This window comes from Nocardia jejuensis NBRC 103114, assembly GCF_001613145.1.
GTDB classification, from domain to species: domain Bacteria; phylum Actinomycetota; class Actinomycetes; order Mycobacteriales; family Mycobacteriaceae; genus Nocardia; species Nocardia jejuensis.
On the sequence record NZ_BDBU01000016.1, the window covers coordinates 364,825 to 388,752 of the forward strand.

Below are 23,928 nucleotides of genomic sequence, written 5' to 3' on the forward strand. Positions count from 1 at the left end.
GAGGCCGCACGAGCGCGGCGCCTCGTCACACGGACGAGACGCCGCGGGGATGGTCAGCCGGGCTACAGCCGGCCGAGGTCGGCGACGGCCTCGTCGATCAGATCCACGACCGCCTCGGGCTGTGAGGCCAGCGAGGCATGGCTCGCCGCGAGTTCGATGATCTTGCGCGGGCGCATGCGCTCGGCCATGCGGCGCTCGTTGTCGGGATGGATCATCCGGTCCTCGGTGGATACCTGGTACCAGCTGGGCTTGGCCTTCCACGCGGGCGCGGTGACGGCGTCGCCGAAGGTCGATCCGAGCGGAGCCTTCTGGGTCACGGCCATCACGAACGCCTCGTCCTCGGAGAGGTCCTGGCAGAAGCTCTCCCGGAACTTGTCCTGGGCGATCCACAGGTAGCCGTCCGAGTCCGGGGCGATATTGGCGAACGCGGCGGGCGGGGTCTGCTCGCTGATCTGCCCGGGGCTCTCACCGGCGTCGGGCGCGAAGGCCGCGATGTAGACCAGACCGGTCACATTGGGCAGGTCACCGGCCTCGGTGATGACCGCGCCGCCGTACGAGTGCCCGACCAGCAGGACCGGTCCGTCGATCTGCGCCACCATCTTGCGGGTTCGCTCGGCGTCGTCGGCCAGCGAGGTGAGGGGGTTCTCCACCGCGTGCAGCGAGTCGTATCCCCGCTGCTTCAGCGTGACGATGGCCTTGGCCCAATGGGCCGCACCACCCCAGAATCCGTGGACGAGAACGATTGCCGGCTTGTCGGCCATGACGTGCCTCTCTGTCGTGTGATGCGGAAACCATCGGAACAGGTGCTCGGCGTTCGTCTTCAGAATGGACTGCGGCGCGGCCGCCGTGGCAGCCGGGTACCCGTGGCATCGACCCGCGTTCCGATCGATGAGATCCAGGCTAGGAGCGCGGTGGGCATCCGCACCCCACCCGTTCGGGGTGAACCGCCCGATCGCGGTTCACCCGAAACGAACGAGGCCGGTGCGCCGATCTCGCTCATACCGTCTGGTCTTATCTGCGACTGCGTTCCCGGAGGAGATCTCGATGCCCGTTGCTCGGACGCCCCACATCTCTGCCGTACGGAGCTTTCACCTTCCCATCGACCGGATCCGCACCGACCGCCGTGCGTCCGCCACGCGCACGCCCGGAGTTCGACACCCGATCACATGGAGATCCCATGTCGAAGCCCTCACCATGTGCCTGGCCGGGGTGGTCGCGGGACTCGCGGTCATGGTGCCGGTCGACTACCGCTGGCTGAGCCACGGCTCGGCACTGGAATTGCAGATGCTGGTGTCGAACATCCCGTTCGCCACCGCCGCCGCGGCGCTGGCCGCCGTGGTCACCGCGGTCCTGTGCGGCGTCGGGCAGCCGCGACTCGGTTGGCTGGTCGCCTGGGTGAGCATGACCTTGCTGTTGATCGGGCACCTGATCGCGGGTGGACTCACCGACGGGTTGGTGACCTCGGGCTTCGCCGACGCCATCACCGGCGGCGTGGTCATCGGCGCCTTGGCGGCGGTGGCGGCGGGACGCTCGCGGGCGGTGATCGGGCTGCTGCTGGGCAGTCTGTCGGGCATCGTCATCGGGAATGTGACGCCGCTGCCCGCCGGAGAGCAGTTCCACTCGATCGTGCGCTGGGCGCTCCTGGACCCGCCGCCGCTGCCGCTGATCGTGACCGCGACCGCGTTGCTGGGCTGGTGCGCCTGGCGCCATCGGTTGCGGGAGGAGCCGGGCGTCGAGCCCACGGAGATCCCCCTGCGCCCGGTCGTGGCGGCCCTGGTCCTGGTGGTGGCCGCCCTCGCGCGATCGGAATGGACCGCGGGCCATCCGCATTGGGTGGTGCAATTGGCCGCCGGAGTCGTGCTGACGGTGTTCGCGACGCTGGTCGCGGCGTTCCTGCTGCCCGCCCGGGAGGGCATCCTGGTCTCGCTCGCGGTCGCCTTCGGCGCGGCGGGCAATATCATCGCCGCCGTGCCGCGACCGGAATGGACCATCCCGCTGCTGGTGGTGGCCGTGGCGGGCGGCCTCGGGGCCGGACACCGCTGGCCCGTGCCCGCCGCCGCGGTCGCGGCCACGATCATGCTCGCGGTGTTCGCGACGATGACCGACGGTGCCGCGGGCACGGTGTCGGCGGCCGGCGGCGTCGCGGTCGCGGCGATCGGCGGCTACTGCTTCGGAACCGCTGTGCCGCAGCAGTTTCCGAGTGTGGCGATCACCATGCTGTTCGTCCCCACGGTGGTCGTGACGGTGATCGGTCACCGTCCCGTCGCCCGCGGCGACGACGCCGCGATGTGGTTTCGCGGCACGCCGCCGTCCGACTGGGGTCCGGGCTGGACGGCGGTGGCCATCACGGTCGGATGCGGGGCGATCTCGCTGGTGCTGCATCGCATGCGACCGGTGGGACGGGAATCGCACACGCTGTCCGCCGCGTAGGCTCCGGCCTTCCCCGGTGCGCGTTCCACCTGATCAGGGGCCCGCTCAGGCGACCCGGTCGTTCTCGCGGTCGGCGAGCGAACTGGAACCCGCGGCCGCCACGACCGTCCCGTGCTCGAGGATCAGCCATCGACCGCAGATGCAGCGCAGGTAGCGGACCCCCGCGTGGGCGGACACGAGTTCGGGTGCGGGCCAGGCGCAGGTCGGGCAGGTAGCGATCATGCCTCCAGCCTGATGTAATGGTCTAGTGCATTTCAACCCTTACGGCGGGGTGGCCGCCGAGCTGGCCGTGCGGCTGGTGAACGCCGCGCCGGATCGGGATCTGCTCGAGCTGCTCGACGAGGCCGGGTACAAGCCGATCCGGACGCTCGATGCGCGTCAGATCGCCGAATTGCGCCGCTGGACAACGCGACTCGAGGAGGTCTTCACCGCCCCCACCGTCGAACTCCTCAACGGTCTGCTCGCCGAGACGACCAGTCGGCCGTACATCTCCACCCACGACGGACGTGCCCCGCACCTGCACTACTCCGCGGAGGAGGCCCCCACCGACGAGCGGGTGAAGGCGTACACCGCGGCCGGGCTCGCGGAGTTGTTCTGCGAGAACCCGGACCGGATCGGCCGCTGCGCGCGGGAGGGCTGCGGCCTGGTGTTCGTCGACACCTCCCGTAACGGCCGGCGCCGGTTCTGCTCGACTCGATGCTCCAACCGCGTGCACGTGGCGGAGCATCGAGTGCGGCGTTCGGAGTGAGATCGTCTCCCCGAGTGGAGTTTTGCCGGGGAGGGCGTTCCGGTGCCGAGTGATTCCGCGTGACGGGCGCGCGGATCAGGCCGCGGGCTCGGCCTGCGCCGCGTGCAGCGCGGCGAGATAGCCGAAGACGATGGCGGGTCCGATGGTCGCGCCGGGCCCGGCATAGGTGTGGCCCATGACCGGTGAGCTGGCATTGCCCGCCGCGTACAGTCCGTCGATGACCGACCGATCCTCGCGCAGCACCCGGCCCGAGACATCGGTGACCAGCCCGCCCTTGGTGCCGAGATCGCCGGGCACCATGCGCGCGGCGTAGAACGGACCCTGTTCCAGCGCACCGAGATTCGGATTCGGCTGGTGCCGCGGATCGCCGTAGTAGCGGTCGTAGGCGCTCTCACCGCGCCCGAAGTCCTCGTCCTTGCCGGTGGCGGCGAAGGTGTTGAACCGCGCGACCGTGGCCTCGAGGGTGGCGGCGGGAAGGCCGAGCTTCTCGGCCAGTTCGGGAATCGAGTTCGCGCGGGTCAGCGCGCCGGATTTGAACCAGCGGCCCGGAAGCGGCTGGCGCGGCGGCAGTCCGGCGAACAGGTACCGGTTGCGGTAGCGCTGATCGAACACCAGCCAGGCCGGAATGTTCTCGCCGGGGCCCGCGCCCTGACCGTGCTCGCCGCCGTACATGTGGTGGGTGGCCTCGACATACGGGAGCGATTCGTTCATGAAGCGCTCGGCGCGATCGTTGACGATGATGCTGCCGGGCAGATTGCGTTCGGCCAGGCAGAACCATGCCTGCCGGGGGAGCGGAATGGACGGGCCCCACCAGGAGTCCTCCATGAATTCCACCGCGGCCCCGACACTCTGGCCCGCACGGATTCCGTCACCGGTATTGGCCTTCGCGCCCACGGTCCACTCGGTGCCGATCGGCTCGCGCTGATACTGCTTGCGCATGGTCTCGCTCTGCTCGAAGCCACCGGCCGCGATGATCACCCCGCGGCGCGCGGCGACGACCTGTTCGGAACCGTTGCGCTGCACCACGACTCCGGTGACGCGCTCGTTCTCGGTGCGCAGCTCGATCAGCGGCGTGTTCAGCCACAGCGGCACGTTCGCCTGCCGCATGCCGACGCGCAGCATGGCGCTCAAGGCCTGACCGCGGGCCAGCAGATGCTGTCGCAGCAGCTGGCCCTTCGCCCAGCGGGCGCCGATCCGCAGCACCCGGAACGGTGCGCGGGGATTGCGCAGACCCAGGTGGAATTGCCGGAAATCGGCCTGGGTGGCGACGAAATTCGGTGGCGTCTTGGAATAGTCGGGTTCGAGATTGTCCAGCTCGGCGCCCAGGACCTTGCCGTTGTACGGCTTGGGCTCGACCGACCGGCCGTGCGCGCGGCCGCCGGGAGCCTCGGGGTAGTAGTCGGAGTAGCCGGGCACCCAGTTCAGTTGCAGCGGTGAGTGTTCCATCAGGAACGTCAGTGCCTCGGGTCCGCGATCGATGTAGGTGTCTATCCGCTCCTGTTCGCCTCGCTCGCCGACGATGCCGGTGAGGTAGGTGCGTGCGGCCTCGATGTCATCGGCCGGGGCCTGTGCGAGCAGCACGGAATTGCCCGGGATCCAGACGCCGCCGCCGGAGCGGGCGGTGGACCCGCCCCAGTGCGCGGCCTTTTCGATCAGAACCACCGACAAGCCCTGGTGCGCGGCGGTGATCGCCGCGGTCATGCCTGCCGCGCCGGATCCGACCACGATCACATCGAAGGTCTCGGCGGCATCGCTGTTGTACTGCATAGCTTTTCAACCCTTGTTCGTCGGTCGTGCGATATAGCTGTGTGAGGTGCCGGACGTCAGGAGCGCCAGCGCTCGTCGAGGACCGCGCTCAGCGCGCCCTCGACGCACACCGGTAGCGAGGCGGCTCGGTCCTGCGGACTGCGCAGCCATTGCAGATACCCGAATTCCGCCGCCGCGAGCATGAGGTGCACCAGTAGCCCCGGATTGGAATCCACCTCGGGATCGCGCGACATCCGTTGCGCGACAAGCGCGACCAGTCTTCCTCGATGCTCCGGGGTGATCAGCGCGACCCGGTCCAGCAGATGCGGCGCGGTCCGGAACGCGGCCCGCCACTGCTCGAGCTCCTCGGCCCCGATGGTCGTGGACCGAGCCAGAATCGACTGTGCCAGCGCCACATCCGCCGATTCGCCCGTCGGCCGGTCCTCCAGCAGCGCCGCGATCCCCGCGCCGCCCTCGCGCACCGGATCCAGCAGCAGATCCTCCTTGCTGCGGACGTGCCGGAAGTACGTGCTCGGCGAAATCCCCGCCGCCGCCGCGATCTGCTCCGTCGTGACCGCCTCGAACCCGGACCGCGAGAACAACTCGAACGCCGCCCGCTGAATATCGGCCCGAATCTGCCGCCGCTGCCGCTCCCGAAGTGACATCACCTCTCCTCTCGAAGGCCCAGCCGTGAAAATCTCTGCTCCGCACCGACCCGGCCGCCTGGTGAAAGTATCTAGATATATGACAGTCACTGTCAAGAAGGTACTTGATCGCAAGGAGAGTTTTTGTCGCGAGATTCGTGTTTGCGCTGGTCAGTTGACGAACTGGGTGACAACCATGGCGATCAGGACCACGGTCAGAAACCCGAGATAGCCGATCGCGTGCGCCCGATCGGGGATCCTCGCGGCCAGGCGCCGGGTCAGTGCGATGGTCGGCAGCGCACCGGCCAGTAGCGCCGCGGCGGCGATCAGATCGATCTGCCCGAGATGCCCGGGCCGCGTCGTCGCGGGCGCGGCGGCGGCATACACGAGCGTGCCGACGAGTGCGACCGGCAGGCTCAGTGGATTGGCCAGTGCGGCGGCCTCGGCCATCGCAAGCCCCCTGCGCCGCAACATCGGCACCGTCATCACGCTCCCGCCGACTCCGAGAAAGCTTGCGATGGCACCGATTCCGAGCCCACCCAGCGTCGAGATCGCGGTGCCCGGATGCTCGGGCGCGGCGGTTGCGGCACCGGATCGATCGAGGAAGAACCCACGCCGCACGACGCAGTCCGCGATGGTGGCGGCGAGATAGGCGATGAACAGCGTCGTGAGCACGGCGGGTGCGGCCGCCACGGCGGCGAGTGCACCACAGGCCGCCCCGATCGCGATGAACAGCGACAGCGGAAACAGATACTCGCGCCGCAGGTGGCCGGCCCGGAGCTGAGTGAGGGTCGCCACGGCCGCGTTCACGATCATCACCGCGGTCGAGGTCGCCACCGCCACGTGCATCGCCTCCGGACCCGCCGTCGCGCCGGTGACCGCGAAAACCACGGGGACGGTGACGAATCCACCGCCGAAGCCGAAGAGCACCGTGGTGAGGCCGGACAGTGAGCCGAAGCAGAGCAGGACGAGAACGGAGGTGAGCACGCGTTCGACGCTAGATTCGGCCAAGGATGGCGCACAATCGATGCTTCGCCGTCTCCGATCGAGTTCGCGCCACCTCCGATAGGGTTCACGGGTGCGAAACATCCCGGTGGACGAGGTCGAGGACGTGGACCGCGCCGTGCTCGCCATCGGCACCGACTACCCGCCCGGACACCTGCTCGGTTTCCATCGGCACCGGCGCGCTCAACTTCTGTACGGGGCGACGGGAACCATGGTGGTCGAAACCGCGCACGGGAGCTGGACCGTGCCCCCGCAGCGCGCGGTCCTGATCCCGCCCGAGACCGACCATCAGGTGCTGATGGACGGCGTCAGCACGCGCAGCCTCTACGTGGAACCCGCTGCGGTGGCCTGGTTTCCGCAGCGGTGTCAGGTCGTCGAGGTCTCACCGCTGCTGCGGCAACTGTTGCTCGACGCGGTCGATACCGAGGCCGAATACGATCGTCACGGCCGCGACGGGGCGCTGATGGAGTTGATCCTTTTCGAATTGCGGCGGCTCACGCCGTTGCCGTTCGAGTTGCCGCTGCCCGCGCATGCCGCGCTGCGGGCTCTGTGCGAGCACTTGCAGACCGCACCCGATCTGCATGCGACGCCCGCGGCCTGGGCGGCGCACCTGAGCGTGAGTCCGCGGACCTTCAACCGTTTGTTCCTGGAGCAGACGGGTGTGACCTTCCAGCAGTGGCGGCAGCGGGCGAGTGTGCTGCACGCGATCAGGCTGCTGTCGGCGGGGGCGACGGTCACCGGGGTAGCGACGGCGCTCGGATATGACACCCCGGCGGCGTTCTCCGCCATGTTTCGCAGGCAGGTCGGGCGGACACCGAACTCCTTCCGTCCGGCGCCGGGCACGGCGGGCTCGCAGGTGTAGCCCAGGGGTTGCCGATTCTGGTCGGAGGGTCGCGGGCGGGGAGGTTCTGACGAAATTCCTACGCCGATCGGGCGGATGTTGACGACCTCGGTTCGCCGGATGGGGCGACGCTGTAAGTGGAGCGTCAAGGCGGCGGCCCGGGGTGCCAAGAAACCGTAAAGACGGCGGAAAACGGGTCGGTCGAGCGCTTGACTCGCTCCGGCGCATCAGCGATGCGTCGTTGTCGAAGAGAGGTTTCGAAAATGTCCGTCGTGGTGTTCACGGTGCTGACGGTGGCGATCTTCGCCCTGCTCGGTCTGATCCAGCGTGGGGTGGAGCGGCTGTGATTCAGAACATTGTCGGTCTGATTCTGGCCGTCGGCGTCGCCGGCTATCTGGTCGCGGCACTGCTGTTCCCGGAGAGGTTCTGAGTGAGCACAGCTACAGCGGGGCTCCTTTTCGCGGGAGCCCTGGTCCTCGCGCTGGCGCTGGTGCATGTGCCGCTCGGCGACTACATGTACCGCGTGTACAGCGGCGACAAGCATTCCAAGGCGGAGAAGGGCATCTACCGCGTGATCGGCGTCCAGCCGGGCGTGGAGATGACCTGGGCCGTGTATGCCCGCAGTGTGCTGGCCTTCTCGGCGGTCGGCATCGTGTTCCTGTTCTTCTTCCAGTTGCTCCAGGGCAGGCTGCCGCTGCATCTGAACGATCCGGGCACCGAGATGACTCCGGCGCTGGCGTGGAACACCGCGGTCAGCTTCGTGACGAACACCAACTGGCAGAACTACTCCGGTGAATCGACCCAGGGCCACCTGGTGCAGATGGCCGGGCTCGCGGTGCAGAACTTCGTGTCCGCGGCCGTGGGCATCGCGGTGGCGGTAGCCCTGGTGCGCGGCTTCGCGCGACGGCACACCGGCGATCTGGGCAATTTCTGGGTGGATCTGGTGAGGGGAACCATCCGCATCTTGCTCCCGCTCGCCTTCGTGTCCGCGATCGTGCTGGTCGCCGGTGGCGTGATCCAGAACTTCCACCTGCACGATCAGGTGGCGCAGACGATCACCGGTGGGCAGCAGACGATTCCGGGCGGACCGGTCGCGAGCCAGGAGGTCATCAAGGAGCTCGGCACCAATGGCGGCGGCTTCTACAACGCCAACTCGGCGCATCCGTTCGAGAACCCCACCGCGTGGACGAACTGGCTCGAGATCTTCCTGCTACTGGTGATCAGCTTCTCGCTGCCGCGCACCTTCGGGCGCATGGTCGGCAGCAAGAAGCAGGGCGTCGCCATCGTCTCGGTGATGGCGCTGCTCGCGCTGGGTAGCATCGCGCTGACCAACCTGTTCCAACTACAGCATCACGGCACCGTGCCCACGGCCATCGGAGCCTCGCTCGAAGGAGTGGAAACCCGCTTCGGCGTGAGTGATTCGGCGACATTCGCCGGCGCCACCACGCTCACCTCGACCGGCGCGGTGGATTCGTTCCACGATTCGTACACCAGCCTCGGCGGCATGATGACCATGTTCAACATGCAGCTGGGCGAGGTCGCTCCCGGCGGAACGGGTTCCGGCCTGTACGGCATGCTGATACTCGCGGTCATCACGGTGTTCGTGGCGGGCCTGATGGTGGGGCGCACCCCGGAGTATCTGGGCAAGAAGATCACTCCGCGCGAAATCAAGCTGGCCGCTTCGTATTTCCTGATCAGTCCGCTGATCGTGCTGATCGGTACCGCCGCGGCCATGGCCATGCCGGGCCAGCGCGCGGCCATGGCGAACTCGGGTCCGCACGGCCTGTCGGAAGTGCTGTACGCCTTCACCTCCGCAGCCAACAACAACGGCTCCGCCTTCGCCGGTCTGTCCGGCAATACCGAGTGGTACAACACGGCGCTCGGCCTGGCCATGGTCTTCGGCCGGTTCCTGCCGATCATCTTCGTTCTCGCACTGGCCGGTTCGCTGGCCCAGCAGGGCACGACGCCGGAATCGATCGGCACGCTCCCGACTCATCGGCCGCAGTTCGTCGGCATGGTCGTCGGCGTGACCGTCATCCTGGTCGCCCTGACCTTCCTGCCCGCGCTGGCGCTCGGGCCGCTCGCCGAAGGAATCCACTGACATGTCTGCTCCCACCATCGATCCCGTGACATCCCAGGGGGATTCGTCGCGCAAGGAGCGGCGCTCCAGCGGGCTGTTCGATCCGCGGATGCTGCGCAAGTCGTTGCCGGACGCCTTCCGCAAGCTGGATCCGCGCACGCTGTGGCACAACCCCGTCATGCTGATCGTCGAGATCGGCGCACTGTGGTCGACCGTGCTGGCCATCGCCGATCCCAGCTTCTTCGGCTGGGCGATCGTCGTATGGCTCTGGGCGACAGTGCTGTTCGCCAACCTGGCCGAAGCCGTCGCCGAAGGTCGCGGCAAAGCTCAGGCCGATACGCTGCGAAAAGCCAAGACCGACACCGTCGCTCGACGCCTCGTGCAGTGGTCCCCGGACGCGCGGGTGGTCGAGGAGCAGGTGGCCGCGGCCGAGCTGCGCCGCGGCGACTTCGTGCTCGTCGAGGCGGGACAGGTCATCCCCGGTGACGGTGATGTCGTGGAAGGCATCGCCTCGGTGGACGAATCGGCCATCACCGGTGAATCCGCGCCGGTGATCCGTGAATCCGGCGGTGACCGTTCGGCGGTCACCGGCGGCACCACGGTGCTGTCGGATCGGGTCGTGGTGAAGATCACCCAGGAGCCGGGCGGCAGCTTCATCGACAAGATGATCGCCCTCGTGGAGGGCGCGTCGCGGCAGAAGACGCCGAACGAGATCGCGCTGAACATCCTGCTCGCGGCGCTCACCGTCATCTTCGTGTTCGCGGTGGTGACGTTGCAGCCGCTGGCCATCTACTCCAAGGTCGGGCTGCCCGGTGTGCCGGACAGCATTTCGCTCAGCGACGACGGCATCAGCGGCATCGTCATGGTCTCGCTGCTGGTCTGCCTGATCCCCACCACCATCGGCGCGCTGCTCTCGGCCATCGGCATCGCCGGGATGGACCGGCTCGTGCAGCGCAATGTGCTGGCCATGTCCGGCCGTGCGGTCGAGGCCGCGGGTGATGTGAACACCCTGCTGCTGGACAAGACCGGCACCATCACCCTCGGCAATCGCCAGGCCTCGGATTTCGTGCCGATGCCCGGCGTGAGCGCGGACGAGATGGCCGACGCGGCACAGCTTTCCAGCCTCGCCGACGAAACTCCCGAGGGGCGCTCCATCGTGGTGTACGCCAAGACCGCGTACGACAAGCGCGAACGCACCCCGGGTGAACTGATCGGGGCGACCTGGGTGGAGTTCACCGCCCAGACCCGCATGTCGGGCGTGGATCTGTCCGGCGGGCACCAGCTGCGCAAGGGCGCGGCCAGTGCCGTCACCGAATGGGTTCGCGCGCACGGCGGTACGGTGCCCGAGCAGGTCGGCGCGACCGTGGACGGGATCTCCGCCTCGGGCGGTACGCCGCTGGTGGTCGCGGAGATCCGGGACGGCCGGGCGCGGCTGATCGGCGTCATCCACCTCAAGGACGTCGTGAAGCAGGGCATGCGCGAGCGGTTCGACGAGATGCGCAAGATGGGCATCCGCACCGTGATGATCACCGGCGATAATCCGTTGACCGCCAAGGCGATCGCGGACGAGGCCGGCGTGGACGACTTCCTCGCCGAGGCCACGCCGGAGGACAAGCTGGCGCTGATCAAGCAGGAGCAGGCCGGCGGCCGACTGGTCGCCATGACCGGTGACGGCACCAACGACGCGCCCGCGCTCGCTCAGGCCGATGTGGGCGTCGCCATGAACACCGGGACCTCCGCCGCCAAGGAGGCGGGGAACATGGTCGATCTGGATTCGGATCCGACCAAGCTCATCGAGATCGTGGAGATCGGCAAACAGCTGCTCATCACCCGTGGCGCGCTCACCACGTTCTCGATCGCCAATGACATCGCCAAGTACTTCGCGATCATCCCCGCGCTGTTCGTGGCGCTGTATCCCGGGCTCGACACGCTGAACATCATGCGGCTGCACAGTCCGCAGTCGGCGATCCTGTCGGCGGTCATCTTCAACGCGATCGTCATCGTGCTGCTGATTCCGCTGGCGCTGCGCGGTGTGAAGTACACACCGGCCGCGGCCTCGAAATTGTTGAGCCGCAACCTGTCCGTCTACGGCGTGGGCGGCATCGTCGCACCGTTCGTCGGCATCAAGCTGATCGACCTCATCGTCCAATTCCTCCCCGGGATGTCCTGAAATGCGCATGTCAACTTGGATTCGGCAGCATGTGGCCGCACTGCGCGCGCTACTGGTGCTCACGGTGATCACCGGAATCGTCTATCCGCTGGCGGTTTTCGCGGTGGCGCAGCTGCCCGGTCTGAAGGACCGGGCCGAGGGCTCGCTCATCGAGTCCGGCGCGAACACGGTGGGCTCCAGCCTGATCGGGCAATCCTTCACCGACGACAAGGGCGGCGCCCTGGTGCAGTACTTCCAGAGTCGCCCGTCCGCCGCCGGCACCGGATACGACCCGACCGCTTCCGCGGCGAGCAATCTCGGTCCGGAGAACATCGTGGACAGCTCGCCGGACAAGATCGGGCTGCTGAGCACCGTGTGCGGTCGCAGCAAGGCCGTCGGTGAGCTCGACGGAGTGGACGGCGGCCGTCCGTTCTGCACACCCGGCGGAGTCGGCGCGGTGCTGTCGGTGATCGGGCCGCGCGAGCGCGACGGGTCGGTCGACCATCCGGTGACGGTGGTGAGCGTCAACGAATTCTGCTCGGTGACACCGCATCCGTTCCTGACCGAGTACCGGGGCGTGCGAGTGGAATGCGCGACCGAGGGCGAGGACTACTCCGCCGGACTCATCGTCCCGATTCGCGGCGACGCACCGGCGCGGCCCGCGGTGCCCGCGGACGCCGTCACCGCCAGCGGCAGTGGTCTGGACCCGCACATCTCCCCGGAGTACGCGGCCATTCAGGTGGCGCGAATCGCCAAGGCGCGCAGGGTATCCGAGGACCAGGTTCGGGCTGTCGTGGACGCGCACTCCTCGGGGCGGACGCTCGGGTTCCTGGGGGAGCCGCGGGTGAACGTGGTGGAACTGAACCTCGATCTGGACGGTAGGTACCCGTTCGAGGGCTGAGGCCGGACCGGGCTCGCCGAGCAGGCTAGGTATCACCGCCGAGCAGGCGCGGTGTCACCGTCGAGCAGGCTCGGCGAGCCGGGTTTTCACGACCAGTTCGAGTGCGAAAGCGGCTGCGGTGCAGCGTTTCACCTGTCCGGTGTGCAGGTGGTCGGGTTCGGCAGTTCCGTGCAGGGCGTGGTGCCGTACGTGCGCAGCACGTCCTTGCCGGTGCCGCCGGTGAGGAAGCGCAGGAAGGCCGCCGCGAGCGACTCGGCCGGGACTTCGCCGTTGCTGTAGGCGTATTCGGCGTTCCAGAACGGGTAGTCGCGCCGCAGGACCTGTTCCCGGCCGGCGGTGCGCCCGTCGATGCTCACGGTGCGCACATCGGTCGCCTTCGCCGCATCGGAGAAGTCGGCGTAGCCGATCGAGCCCGGCAGGTCGGCGATCGTCCGGAGCATGTCCTTGGTGACCGGGGCCTCGCAGAACGCGGGGCCGGGCGGCGTGGTCGCCGCGAGCACACGGCAGCTGGTGGCGGGCGGCGCAGGGGGCTGTTCGTTGCCGAGCACCCGCAGGCGGAAGGTCTCGCGGGTTCCCGAACCGAGGGTCCGATCGACCACGCGCACAGGCAGATTCGGGCCGCCCACCTGCTGCCAGTTCGCCACCCGTCCCGCGAACAGGTCCCGCAGCTGCTGGGTGCTCAGGTCACCCAGGCCGATACCGGGGTGCGCGATCACCGTGAACAGCGACAGCGCCAGCGGCCGCGCGAGCAGGTTCGGATAGCCCACGCCCTTGGGGCCGTCGGAGATGGTGAGCAGCCCGGGGTTGCTTCCCTCGTCGTCGACGCGACCGAGCCCGCGATCGCTGCCGTCGAACTGGAAGGTGAAGTCCGCTCCGGCGCAGTGCTTCGCGTAGGTGTCCGCCGCATCGCGAATGGCCGGTTCGAACGCCGTGGACCCGACCAGGGTGAGTTTCCCGGCGACGCAATCGGAACCGGGGCCGGGCCCGTCATCGGTGTTCAGGCCGACGATGTACTGCACCGCGACCACCGCGACCAGGAACCCGACCAGAGCGAGCAGCTTGGGGGAATTGCCGCTCCGACTGCGGGTTTCGGCGATCCGACCACCCTTGATCTTGCCGCGCACCACCGGGGCCGGAGCCTCGCCGGCGCCGGCCGAGCGCCGCAGAATGGCCAGGATCTTGTAGTGATCGCCGCGATTCAACGCCACCTTGGGCAGATCGATGATCCCGACGTGATGCGGGACGTCCTCGCGCTGCCCGATTCCGGTGCCCGGCCGGAGGGAATCGCCCAGTCCGGAATCGCTGAGCTCGGTCACCGCCATGCCGATCACCCGGCGATCCGGGAAATTGATGTGCAGCCCGACCTTTTCGGCGTCGGGCACGGCGTAGTCCGTGGAGTCGATATCGGTCGCGCCGTTGTTCTCGATGCGCATCAGGACCACCGACAGGTCGGTCAGCTCGGGCGCGGATCCGTCACCGGCGGGCCGCAATTGGGGCAGCACGCCCGGGAACACCGACTCGATCTCACCGGTCACCGGCGTATCCATCTGCACGCGGTAGCCGAGTCGTTTTCGCCCCACCAGCACGAACTCCCACAGGAATGCCAGCACCGGCACCGCGATACCGATGATCGCCAGCACGATCTCGATGGGGAAATCCTGCACGGGAACTCCGAATCCTGTTGTCCGTCGGTCTGCTCCAGCGGTTCGCGGCATGGACACCCCCACCGCCGAACCGCGACCACACAGCTACCCGGCGCTCGGCCGATCGCGGTACGCCGCGCTCGGCCGGGTCCCCCCGAGAGTCGTTTCCACCGTATGGATTCGGTCAACCTACTCGGTCCAGACGAACACTCGGCATCGAGCGGGTGCACTCTCGCACTGTCGTTCTCGGCGCCGGGCCACCGGAGGTCTCGACGGCAACCGGTCGGAACACGGTCAGAACACGCGTCGATGCTCGAGCCGGCGGGTGGTCCATCCGCGTTGTGCGAGTGGGCGACTCACCGGTGCCCGCTCACCACCAGCCCAGCAGCGGCCGGAGCTGGCGAGCGAGTTCCGGTGCGAGAGAGCGAGAGTAGCTCGCGGTGAGGTGGTGCTCGTCGTGGTAGACCAGGATGTTGCCCTCGACGACGGCGCAGATGTCCGGCTCGCAGACCGCGTTGTTCAGATCCAGCAGGCGCACGTTCGGGAACGCGGCCGCCGGACCCGCGGCCGGATTCACCGACGCGAGCGCGTCGGAGCGCTTCAGCCCGCAGCTGGTGCGATCGCCGCCGCCGGCCAGACAGTCGATGGCGCGGTAGCGAATACCGTTGCGGCGCAACCACGGAGTGTCACGCATCGCGAGCACGTTGAGGCCCTTGTCGGACAGCGCCGACCAGACGTCGAGATAGTCCTGCGGGGTCTCGTCGCCGCCGTCGTCGGCGGGCCGGGTGCCGGTGGTGAACACCCAGTCGGGGCGTTCCTCGCCGAGCCGGTCGATCACCTCGGCGGACCAGTCGCGGCAGTCCGGATTGTGCTGGCCCTTGTACATCGGCTCCTCCGCGACGGTCAGCGGGCAGCCCATCTTCAGGTAGACCACGATGCGGAACCGGTACTGCTCGCCCAGCAGTTGCAGGGCCGGAAGCCAGTGCTCCGCATGGGAATTGCCCGCGACCGCGATGGTGCGGTGCGCGTCGGGGTCACCGTAGACGCAGGTGACGACCGCGCGGGTGTCGAAGTCGGAGATGCAGCCGTCGCGGGTGGGATACGCGATATCGGCGGGCGCCTCCTCGACGGTCGGCCGCATCGGCGCGCGGGGGACCAGCGCGGCATCGGTGAGCGCCAGCGCGCCGGGGTATTTGGCCGGATCCAGCTGACCCACCGCATGGGCCTTCGCGCCGTTGGTCCACTGCCAGGTCAGCGTCGAGGCGAGCAGCAGCACTCCGATCGTGGACACCGCCACCCCGGTCAGCACCCGGACGCGGTTGCCGCGGCGCGGCGCGTTCGCCCGCGGCGATTCGGGGGACGGTGCGCAAGGCTGCTCCGGCCCGGCCGGTTCCGTGGGCGTCGCGGGCGCGTTCGCCGGGCTCTGCGCGCCGGCCGGGCGGGACCGCAGCCGTAGCGGCTCCTCGACGAACCGGTTGGTGAGGTACGCCAGCACCAGCGCGATCGCGATGATGACCGTGCCGCCGAGGATTCCGGCATCGCGGGTGTGCCGCTCGCCCAGATAGAAGATGAGCATCGGCCAGTGCCACAGGTACAGCGCGTACGCGAACGCCCCGAGCCGCACGATGGGCGCGGTGGCGAGCATGCGGTTCACGCTCGGCTGGGTGACGGTGTCGTGCCCGGCCCCGGCCAGGATCAGCCCGGCGGCGCCGAGAACCGGCAGCAGTGCGGCAGGGCCGGGGAACTGCGCGGAGCCGTTCACCAGCCAGCCGCAGGCCACGATGGCCACGATCCCGGTCCAGGCGAACGCCTCGCGCACCAGCCTCGGCAGATCGATCATCGGCGCGGCCAGTGCCAGCAGTCCGCCCGCCAGCGGCTCCCAGGCCCGGGCCACGGTGTCGTAGTAGTTCCAGCCCTGCTGGGTCGAAACGCCGTGCGCGGCATGGCAGAACGAGTAGATCGCGAGTGCGCCCAGCACGACCGCGAGCGCGATCCGCAGCACACCCTCCGGACCCGCGCGCCGAAGCATCGGATGGGTCAGCGCCAGCCGCCACGCTCCCGCCCGGGTGATCCGCCGGCACAGCCACGCCACGGTCGCGACGATCAGCAGCAGCGTCAGATACAGCTGCCCCTGCACCGACATGGACCACAGGTGCTGCAGCGGGCTCACCGACGGATCGGCGGCGAGATAGTCCGACCAGGACAGTGCGAGGTACCAGTTCTGGTAGTAGAACAGCGAGGCCAGCGTCTGCGCGGCGATCGCGGACCAGCGGGTGTGCGGGAGTATCGCCACGGTCGCCACCACCACCGCCGCGAGCACCACCACCATCGCGGGCAGGAGTCGGCGCAGCGTGCGACGCAGGGTGGAGGGCACGCCGACTTTCCCCGAATCCGCCCGGCGCACCAGCATGCCGGTGAAGAAGAACCCCGACAGCACCAGGAACACGTCCACGCCACCGGACACTCGGCCGAGCCAGATGTGGAACGCCACGACCAAGGCGATGGCGATGCCGCGTAGTCCGTCCAGATCGGTCCGGTAGGCGCCCGGAGCGGGCTTCGACACCGGTGCGGCGGTGGGGTCGCTGTCCGGCGCGGTGGGCGGGGACTGATCGGTACTGGATGTGGGCATGGCGGCGCTTATTCTCGTATCCGTACCCAGGAATTTGCCAATCGCCACCCAGATCTTGACCGTAATGTGCTCTAGGCAGTGCTCAGCGGCGGTGTGCCGGAATCGAGTGATCAGCCGATACCGCGCCGAACCCGCCCGCCGCTAACCGATGGTGACCGTCGTCACCGCCCGACGGGAGTTCGTACACGCGGTACCGCCGCCGTCACCGCCGCCTTCGCATCGGTCCGCTCCCTCGGAAGGGGCGGACCGATGAGGTGGATCAGGCGTTGGGCGGATCCAGGCGCAGCGGGACGCCGATGCGGTTCCAGAGGTTGATCTGGGCCGTGATGGCGACCAAGCCGCCGCGCGCGCCCTCCTCGAAGTTCTTCTCCACCTGCGACCAGATCTCGTCGGAGACGCCGTGCGGGCCGAGCGCGGTCGCGGCTTCGGCGTAGTCCAGGGCGGCGCGTTCGGCGTCGGAGAACAGCGGGGATTCGCGCCAGGCGTCGAGGTGGTAGATGCGCCTCTCGGTTTCGCCTTCCTTGCGAGCCTCGGCGGTGTGCATATCGATGCAGAAGAGGCAGCCGTTGATCTGGCTGACTCGGATCTTGACCAATTCGCGGACGGCGGCGTCCAGCGGTCCGCGGCGAATGGCGACCTCGGCGGCCATCCAGGCCTTGTAGACCTCGGGCGCCGACTCGGCCAGATTCATGCGTGACATTGCTCGTCCTCTCGTGACGTGCCGTTGGTTCGGTACATCTATTGGACGAGGAGGGGTTCGGGAACGTGACGGGCCGACACTGTGGCCTCGGTCACAGGGAATGAGCGGGTCTGCGATCGTGCGGGATCCGCTGGAAGAAAGCGGTAGCCACGATTGTGCGAAAGGGCGCATAGCGGACCATAATTCGTGGGTGGTAGCAGTCGTTGTGATCGCGCTCGCTGAGCTGTTGTTCGTGATGGGGCCGGCGTTGGCGCTGGTCATCGTGCTGGCTGTACGGAAAGCGGCACGGGAGGCGATGGCGCCCAAGGAGACCGGCGGACGGCATGCCGCATGGATACCGGAGGCCGATCGAGCTGCTCAATGGCGGTAGCGCGCCGCCGATGGCCGACCGCGGGCTCCGCGTGAGCGCGGACCCGACAGGGCCGGATGCGGACAACCGTTGTCCGGTTCGCCGCATCCGGCCGGGTCGCCGGTTCACCCCTGATCCGGCGGATCGAGTCGCTTACGGGCGGCTCAGCGCGGCGTAGCGGGCGATGTGCTGATCGGTGGTGCCGAACTCGTACTGCACCGCCGTCAAGCGTTTGAAGAAGTGACCGATGGCCAGTTCCTCGGTCATGCCCATCGCACCGTGCAGCTGCACCGATTCCTGGCCGATGAGGCGGGCCGCACGTCCGATGGTGGCCTTGGCTGCGGAGGCCGCCTTGGCGCGCTCGGCGGGAGCGGCGTCGAGTTTCAAGGTGGCCAGATAGACCGCGGCCACGGCCTGCTCGAGTTCCAGGTGCATGTTCACCATGCGGTGCTGCAGGGCTTGGAAACTGGCGATGGGGACGCCGAACTGCCGGCGCTGCTTGGTGTATTCGACGGTATCGGCGACCACCCTGCGCATCGCGCCGACCGCCTCGGCGCATACTGCCGCGATGGCCTCGTCGAGTGTGGCGGCCACCGCCTCGCTCGCGTTCGCGAGCAGGAGCGAATCGGCGGGCACGCGTAGATTCTCGAAGGTGAGATCGGACGCGCGGCGTTCGTCGATGGTGGGGTAGGACCGCACCGTCAGACCCGCGGGCGGGTTCGCCGCGTCGAAATCCAGGACGAACAGCGCGATCTCGCCGTCCACGGCCGCGGTCACCAGCACATGCGTCGCGAACGGGGCGGCGGTCACCACGGTCTTGACGCCGTCGAGGATCCAGTCCTCGCCGTCGCGCCGCGCGGTGCTGGTGACATCGGTGTAGTCGTAGCCCGAACGCGGTTCCAGGGCGGCGAATCCGGTGATCACCTCACCGGCGGCGATGCCCGAGAGCAGATCCTCGGCGCGCTTGCCGCCCGAGCGCCCCAGCAGTCCGCCGCCGACCACGACCGTGTCGATGTAGGGCTCGAGCACCAGGGCACCGCCCAGCGCCTCGGCGATGATCATCGTCTCGATCGGCCCGCCGCCGATCCCGCCGACCGATTCGGGCAGGCTCGCGCCCAGGATGCCGACCTCCTCGGCCAGCCCGCGCCAGATCTCCGGCTGCCGACCGGCCCCGAGACGCGCTGCGGCACGGCTGGTTTCGAGGTCGTAGCGGGCCGCGAGGAATTCGGTGACGGTCTCGCGCAGCAGTTCCTGCTCGGCGGTGAAAGAGAAGTCCATGGCTACAGTCCCAGGGTTGCTTTGGCGATGATGTTGCGCTGAATCTCGTTGCTGCCGGCGTAGATCGACCCGGCGCGATCGTTGAAGTACCGCAGCGGCGCCACCGCCTGCCACTCCTCGCCGCTGACGAAACCGTCTGCGGGCGGCTCGAATTCGGCGATCGGACCACCGGGCATGGTGCCGTGCGGTTGATAGGCGCGCCCGCGCGGGCCCGCGGCCTCGAGCGCGAGTTCGGTGAGCGCCTGGCTCAGTTCGGTGCCCAGGATCTTGATCGTCGAGGCGGCCGGGCCGGGATCCTTCCCGCTCGAGACCAGCGCGAGGGTGCGGTACTCCAGGATCTCCAGCACGTCCGCGCGGATGCGGGCATCGGCCAGTTTGGCGGCGAAGGCCGGATCATCGATCAGCACACCGCCGTTGGGGCCGGGCTGGGTGGTGGCGGCCGTCGCGAGTTCCTCGGCCAGCACCTGCAGCATGGGCGCTGCCGCGCCGCCGCCGCGCTCGAAGTTGAGCAGGAACTTGGCGACGGTCCACCCGTCGTCGATCTGCCCGAGCACATTCGCCTTGGGGACCCGCACCTGATCGAAGAAGACCTGGTTCTGCACCTGCTCGCCGGAAGTCATGACCAGCGGCCGGATCTCGATGCCCGGCGTGCGCATGTCGATGAGCACGAAGGTGATGCCCTGCTGCTTCTTGGCCTGCTTGGACGTGCGCACCAGCGCGAAGATCCAATTGGCCTCGCTCGCGTGCGTGGTCCAGATCTTGGAGCCGGTAACGATCAGATCGTCGCCGTCGGCAATCGCGGCCATGGACAGCGACGCGAGATCGGATCCGGCCTCGGGCTCGGAGTAGCCCTGGCAGAAGAACACCTCGCCGGTGAGGATGGCGGGCAGGAAGAAGTCCTTCTGTTCCGGCGTGCCGAAGGCCATGATGGCGTGCGAGACCATGCGGATGCCCATGGGCGAGAGATTCGGCGCGCCCGCCAGGGTGCACTCGCGTCCGAAGATGTAGTGCTGGGTCAGGCTCCACGTGCACCCGCCGTACTTCACCGGCCAGGCGGGTGCGGCCCAACCGCGTTCGTGCAGGATGTGCTGCCACCGCATGCTGGCTTCGTGATCGGGGTAGACACTCGTCGCCAGACGACCGGCACGACGGAGATCCCCGGTTAACTTTTCGTCGAGGAAGCTGCGCACTTCGTCGCGAAACTCCAGATCGGCGGGCGACCAGTCCAGATCCACGCTGACTCCTTGTATGAGAACCGGCCTTAACCATCTCATCGGTTCGACCTCGGTGGCAAGTATGCAGGCACCTGCCATCAGTATGCCCGGAAACGGGAGATCCTTGACATTCCACTATGGAGGTTTACGATGAATCCATATTCCACATTGGAATGTAAACAGGGAGGAACGACATGGACATCACCACCGGCACCCGCGCCTCGGACGCCGAGCGCGCGCGAGTCGCGGACCTGCTCGGCCGTCACATGTCCGACGGCCGCCTCGACGCCGTCGAATACAACGACCGCCTCGCCCAGGTCTACGCCACCGCCACCCGCGAAGACCTCGATCAGGTCCTGCGCGATCTGCCCGAGCTGCCGAACCGGTCCGAAGTCGCCGTCTCCCGGTCGAGTTCCCGTACCCGCCTGCCCATCTGGCAGCAAATCGAAGGCACCGCCTGGCTCGCCGTCGGGCTCCTGTGCGTCGCCATCTGGGGGATGATCTCGGTGACCGCGGGCGAATTCACCTACCCCTGGCCGATCTGGGTGATCGGTCCGTGGGGCGCGGTGCTGGTCTTCCGCGTGGTGGCGGGCTGGGAATCGGCGGCCTGCCGGCCGCGTCCGCGCCGCCTCTCCGCATGAGTCCCGCCCGCCCCTCCCGGCTTTCGCGCCCGCCCTCGATCGGGTGAGGACCGGGAGGGGCGGGTGAGGCGATACCCGGCAGGGGTGGATTGTGCTGGCGGCTATAACCTTTCGGCATGATTGCTCGCTTGTTCAAGTCTTCGCGGCGGCTCACCGTCGTGCTCGGTGTGCTGGCCGCTGTTATTGCCTTTGTCGCCGTGGGGAGTTCGTCCGCCGATGTGCTCTCGCACGCTCCGCTGGTGTTCGCGCCGGGGAGCAATACCGCCACTGTCCACGACACCGTGGTCAAGGGCGGCAATGTCACGTATCTCGTCGAGGTGCCCGACACCCGGAACGTCACCGTGCAGGCGGACGGACCGGTGAGTGTGTCGGTGCTCGATCCGCAGGGGCAGAAGTCGGCGCAGGGCGCGAGTGCGTCGTACACCGGTGAAGTGACCGCGGGCACATGGCAGGTCGTCGTCGCCTCGACCGAGGGCGGCGAATTCGATCTGACGGTCACCTTCGGCTGAGAGCGCGAATGCCGGGGGCGGGACTCGTTCCCCGGCATACTCTCGGCAATCGTGAGGGACCGGGTAGCCTGATCGGCTGTGCACCTGAAGAGTCTGACGCTGAAGGGGTTCAAGTCCTTCGCGTCCGCGACGACGCTGCGGTTCGAACCGGGTATCACCTGTGTGGTGGGGCCCAACGGATCGGGCAAGTCGAACGTCGTCGACGCCCTCACCTGGGTCATGGGTGAACAGGGCGCGAAAGCACTGCGTGGCGGGAAGATGGAGGACGTCATCTTCGCCGGCACCGCGGGCCGCGCCCCGCTCGGTCGCGCCGAAGTGACGCTGACCATCGACAATGCCGACGGCGTGCTGCCCATCGAGTACTCCGAGGTGTCCATCACGCGGCGCATGTTCCGCGACGGCGCCGGCGAATACGAGATCAACGGAAACACCTGCCGGCTCATGGACGTGCAGGAGCTGCTCAGCGACTCCGGCATCGGCCGCGAGATGCACGTTATCGTCGGACAGGGACGGCTCTCGGCCATTCTGGAATCGCGGCCCGAGGATCGGCGCGCGTTCATCGAGGAAGCGGCCGGGGTGCTCAAGCACCGGCGGCGCAAGGAAAAAGCGGTTCGCAAGCTCGATGCCATGCAGGCGAATCTGGCCCGCCTCACCGACCTCACCACCGAATTGCGGCGGCAGCTCAAACCGCTGGGCCGACAAGCCGAGGTGGCGCGGCGCGCGGCGACCGTGCAGTCCGAACTGCGCGATTCGCGACTGCGGCTGGCCGCGGACGATCTGGTCACGCGGCGCACCGAGCTGGAGAGTCAGCAGAGCAAGGAGTCGTACGCCCGCGAAAAGCAGGTGAACGTGCACGCCGAACTCGATGCCGCGAATGCCGCGCTGGCACAGCAGGAATTCGAACTGTCCAAGCTGACCCCGAGCGCGGAAGCCGCCGCGCAGACCTGGTTCCAGCTGTCCGCATTGACCGAACGCGTCAATGCCACAATCCGAATCGCCCGGGACCGCGCCCGAAATCTCACCATAGAACAGCCCACCGGCACGGGCCGCGACCCCGAACAGCTCGAACGCGAAGCCGAACGCGTGGAGGCCGAAGAAGCCGAACTCATCGAGGCGGTCGAAATCGCCACCGAGACGCTGGAATCCGCACGCGATCAACTGTACGAGCGCGAGCAGGCGGCCAAGGCCGCCGAGCAGGCGCATCTCGCCGCCGTGCGCGCCATCGCCGACCGGCGTGAAGGTTTCGTACGACTCTCCGGCCAGGTCGACAACCTGCGCACCCGCGCGCAATCGGTGGACAGCGAGATCGCGCGCATCTCCACCGCCATCTCCGAGGCCCGCAGGCGCGGTGCCGAGGCCGATGCCGAATTCGAGTCCGTGCAGGGCGAATTGGGCGAACTCGACGCGGGGGAGGAGGGTTTGGACGCGCAGTACGAGCACGCCGCACAAGCCCTGAAACTGGCCGACCAGCGCGTGGAGGAACTGCGCGAGAAGGACCGTGAAGCCGGTAAGCGGGTGGCCTCGCTCGGCGCGCGCATCGAAGCGCTCACCATGGGCCTGGCTCGCCGTGACGGCGCCGCCTGGCTGCTGGAGCATCGCAGCGAGGGACTGCTCGGGCCGCTCTCGGGCCTGATCCGGGTGCACGGCGGCTACGAAGCCGCCGTGGCCACCGCGCTGGGCCCGCTCGCCGACGCCGTCGCCGCGGACACCGGACCCGGGGCGCACGCCGCCGTGCGCGCACTCAAGGAATCCGACGGCGGACGCGCCGCGCTCGTGTATGCCGGCGCGGCGCAGGCGAATACCCGGCCGACGGGAGAGCTTCCGGGCGGTGCGCGCTGGCTCGACGAGATCGTCGAGTGCCCCGATCACATGCGCGGCGCGATCGCCGCGCTCACCGCGGGCATCGCCGTCACCGACGATCTCGACGCCGCCGCGCGGGTCGTCGCGGCGCGGCCGGAGCTGCGCGTCGTCACCCGCGACGGCGATCTGACCGGCACCGGCTGGCTGCTGGGCGGTTCCGATCGCGCACCCAGTCAGCTCGAGGTGCAGGCCGACATCGACACCGCCGAGACCGAACTCGTGTCCTGGCAGCGTCAGGCCGAGGAACTCGAGGCCACGCTGGCCGGAGCGCTCGCCGAGCAGACCGACCGCAAGGAGTCGGTCGATCATGCGCTGCTCGCGCTGCACGAGTCCGACCAGGCGCTGGTCGCCATCTACGACCGGCTCGGACGGCTCGGCCAGACCGCGCGCGCCGCCCTGCGCGAATCGGATCGGCTCGTCTCCCAGCGCACCGAGGCCGAGGCCGGCCGCGAGGACACCCTCGTCAAGCTCGCCGAACTCGAGGATCGGTTGCGGCACTCGGAAAGTGAGCAGTCCGAGGACGGGCACGAATCGGCGGGCACCGAGGCCGCCGGGGCCGCT

General features: G+C 68.4%; 22 protein-coding genes. 12 read left to right on the plus strand and 10 right to left on the minus strand.

The genetic code is table 11. The features are described 5' to 3' along the window. Nucleotides 1–62 precede the first annotated feature (62 nt). A complete protein-coding gene (locus tag NJ1_RS13670; protein ID WP_067692747.1) occupies nucleotides 63–761 on the minus strand; it encodes an alpha/beta hydrolase in 699 nt (232 codons plus the stop codon). 283 nt (nucleotides 762–1,044) lie between these two features. Here NJ1_RS13670 and NJ1_RS13675 point away from each other — a divergent pair, with 283 nt between their 5' ends. Continuing rightward, complete coding sequence (locus NJ1_RS13675) at nucleotides 1,045–2,430, plus strand: hypothetical protein (protein WP_157573934.1); 1,386 nt, start codon at nucleotides 1,045–1,047, stop codon at nucleotides 2,428–2,430. Between the two features lie 45 nt (nucleotides 2,431–2,475). Here the strand turns inward: NJ1_RS13675 and NJ1_RS39700 are convergent, their stop codons facing one another. Then, on the minus strand, nucleotides 2,476–2,652 hold the full coding sequence (locus NJ1_RS39700; RefSeq protein ID WP_245717371.1) for a hypothetical protein: 177 nt from the start codon (nucleotides 2,650–2,652) through the stop codon (nucleotides 2,476–2,478). A gap of 25 nt (nucleotides 2,653–2,677) precedes the next feature. On the opposite strand from NJ1_RS39700, the gene NJ1_RS13685 reads away from it, so the two are divergent. Then, nucleotides 2,678–3,178, plus strand: a complete 501-nt coding sequence (locus NJ1_RS13685; RefSeq protein WP_067692757.1) for a CGNR zinc finger domain-containing protein — start codon at nucleotides 2,678–2,680, stop codon at nucleotides 3,176–3,178. A 75-nt stretch (nucleotides 3,179–3,253) separates the two neighbouring features. Here NJ1_RS13685 and kstD read toward each other — a convergent pair whose 3' ends face one another. From kstD to NJ1_RS13700, 3 genes are all read right to left on the minus strand, one after another. Beyond that, entirely contained in the window at nucleotides 3,254–4,945 is a 1,692-nt protein-coding gene (kstD, locus tag NJ1_RS13690; protein ID WP_067692760.1) for a 3-oxosteroid 1-dehydrogenase, read from the minus strand. 56 nt (nucleotides 4,946–5,001) lie between these two features. Further along, complete coding sequence (locus NJ1_RS13695; protein WP_174557074.1) at nucleotides 5,002–5,589, minus strand: TetR/AcrR family transcriptional regulator; 588 nt, start codon at nucleotides 5,587–5,589, stop codon at nucleotides 5,002–5,004. 150 nt (nucleotides 5,590–5,739) lie between these two features. Further along, nucleotides 5,740–6,555 carry a sulfite exporter TauE/SafE family protein gene (locus NJ1_RS13700; RefSeq protein WP_067693038.1) on the minus strand — a complete coding sequence of 272 codons (816 nt, stop codon included), beginning with the start codon at nucleotides 6,553–6,555 and terminating at the stop codon, nucleotides 5,740–5,742. A gap of 91 nt (nucleotides 6,556–6,646) precedes the next feature. Here NJ1_RS13700 and NJ1_RS13705 point away from each other — a divergent pair, with 91 nt between their 5' ends. The 6 genes from NJ1_RS13705 to NJ1_RS13730 all read left to right on the plus strand — a co-directional run bounded on the left by NJ1_RS13705 (nucleotide 6,647) and on the right by NJ1_RS13730 (nucleotide 12,544). Continuing rightward, nucleotides 6,647–7,435: an AraC family transcriptional regulator gene (locus NJ1_RS13705; protein ID WP_067692763.1), complete on the plus strand. Its 789-nt coding sequence runs from the start codon at nucleotides 6,647–6,649 to the stop codon at nucleotides 7,433–7,435. A gap of 116 nt (nucleotides 7,436–7,551) precedes the next feature. Continuing rightward, nucleotides 7,552–7,761 carry a hypothetical protein gene (locus NJ1_RS40485; protein ID WP_245717381.1) on the plus strand — a complete coding sequence of 70 codons (210 nt, stop codon included), beginning with the start codon at nucleotides 7,552–7,554 and terminating at the stop codon, nucleotides 7,759–7,761. Next, nucleotides 7,758–7,844, plus strand: a complete 87-nt coding sequence (gene kdpF, locus NJ1_RS40490; protein ID WP_067692769.1) for a K(+)-transporting ATPase subunit F — start codon at nucleotides 7,758–7,760, stop codon at nucleotides 7,842–7,844. The genes NJ1_RS40485 and kdpF overlap by 4 nt, the downstream gene beginning before the upstream one ends. Then, nucleotides 7,845–9,515: a potassium-transporting ATPase subunit KdpA gene (kdpA, locus tag NJ1_RS13720; protein ID WP_067692773.1), complete on the plus strand. Its 1,671-nt coding sequence runs from the start codon at nucleotides 7,845–7,847 to the stop codon at nucleotides 9,513–9,515. A gap of 1 nt (nucleotide 9,516) precedes the next feature. Continuing rightward, nucleotides 9,517–11,664 (plus strand): potassium-transporting ATPase subunit KdpB, encoded by a 2,148-nt coding sequence (gene kdpB / locus NJ1_RS13725; protein WP_067692776.1) that lies wholly within the window; start codon nucleotides 9,517–9,519, stop codon nucleotides 11,662–11,664. 1 nt (nucleotide 11,665) lies between these two features. Continuing rightward, on the plus strand, nucleotides 11,666–12,544 hold the full coding sequence (locus tag NJ1_RS13730) for a potassium-transporting ATPase subunit C (RefSeq protein ID WP_067692782.1): 879 nt from the start codon (nucleotides 11,666–11,668) through the stop codon (nucleotides 12,542–12,544). 128 nt (nucleotides 12,545–12,672) lie between these two features. Here the strand turns inward: NJ1_RS13730 and NJ1_RS13735 are convergent, their stop codons facing one another. The 3 genes from NJ1_RS13735 to NJ1_RS13745 all read right to left on the minus strand — a co-directional run bounded on the left by NJ1_RS13735 (nucleotide 12,673) and on the right by NJ1_RS13745 (nucleotide 17,516). Beyond that, nucleotides 12,673–14,208 carry a substrate-binding domain-containing protein gene (locus tag NJ1_RS13735; protein ID WP_067692789.1) on the minus strand — a complete coding sequence of 512 codons (1,536 nt, stop codon included), beginning with the start codon at nucleotides 14,206–14,208 and terminating at the stop codon, nucleotides 12,673–12,675. A 349-nt stretch (nucleotides 14,209–14,557) separates the two neighbouring features. Next, a complete protein-coding gene (locus NJ1_RS13740) occupies nucleotides 14,558–16,816 on the minus strand; it encodes an acyltransferase family protein (protein WP_084478127.1) in 2,259 nt (752 codons plus the stop codon). 259 nt (nucleotides 16,817–17,075) lie between these two features. Then, nucleotides 17,076–17,516, minus strand: coding sequence for a carboxymuconolactone decarboxylase family protein (locus tag NJ1_RS13745; RefSeq protein WP_067692799.1), 441 nt, complete (start codon nucleotides 17,514–17,516; stop codon nucleotides 17,076–17,078). Between the two features lie 190 nt (nucleotides 17,517–17,706). Between NJ1_RS13745 and NJ1_RS39000 the strand changes: the two genes are divergently transcribed. Then, nucleotides 17,707–17,886 (plus strand): hypothetical protein, encoded by a 180-nt coding sequence (locus NJ1_RS39000; RefSeq protein WP_157573935.1) that lies wholly within the window; start codon nucleotides 17,707–17,709, stop codon nucleotides 17,884–17,886. 132 nt (nucleotides 17,887–18,018) lie between these two features. On the opposite strand, the gene NJ1_RS13750 is transcribed toward NJ1_RS39000, so the two are convergent. After that, on the minus strand, nucleotides 18,019–19,143 hold the full coding sequence (locus NJ1_RS13750) for an acyl-CoA dehydrogenase family protein (protein ID WP_067692806.1): 1,125 nt from the start codon (nucleotides 19,141–19,143) through the stop codon (nucleotides 18,019–18,021). Nucleotides 19,144–19,145: 2 nt separating this feature from the next. Then, entirely contained in the window at nucleotides 19,146–20,378 is a 1,233-nt protein-coding gene (locus NJ1_RS13755; RefSeq protein ID WP_067692807.1) for an acyl-CoA dehydrogenase family protein, read from the minus strand. A 173-nt stretch (nucleotides 20,379–20,551) separates the two neighbouring features. Here NJ1_RS13755 and NJ1_RS13760 point away from each other — a divergent pair, with 173 nt between their 5' ends. The 3 genes from NJ1_RS13760 to smc all read left to right on the plus strand — a co-directional run. Continuing rightward, entirely contained in the window at nucleotides 20,552–20,998 is a 447-nt protein-coding gene (locus NJ1_RS13760) for a DUF1707 SHOCT-like domain-containing protein (RefSeq protein ID WP_067692808.1), read from the plus strand. Between the two features lie 116 nt (nucleotides 20,999–21,114). Next, nucleotides 21,115–21,507, plus strand: coding sequence for a hypothetical protein (locus tag NJ1_RS13765; RefSeq protein WP_067692812.1), 393 nt, complete (start codon nucleotides 21,115–21,117; stop codon nucleotides 21,505–21,507). Between the two features lie 78 nt (nucleotides 21,508–21,585). Further along, nucleotides 21,586–23,928, plus strand: a 2,343-nt coding sequence (gene smc / locus NJ1_RS13770; RefSeq protein WP_067692816.1) for a chromosome segregation protein SMC, incomplete at its 3' end; no start/stop codon positions are given.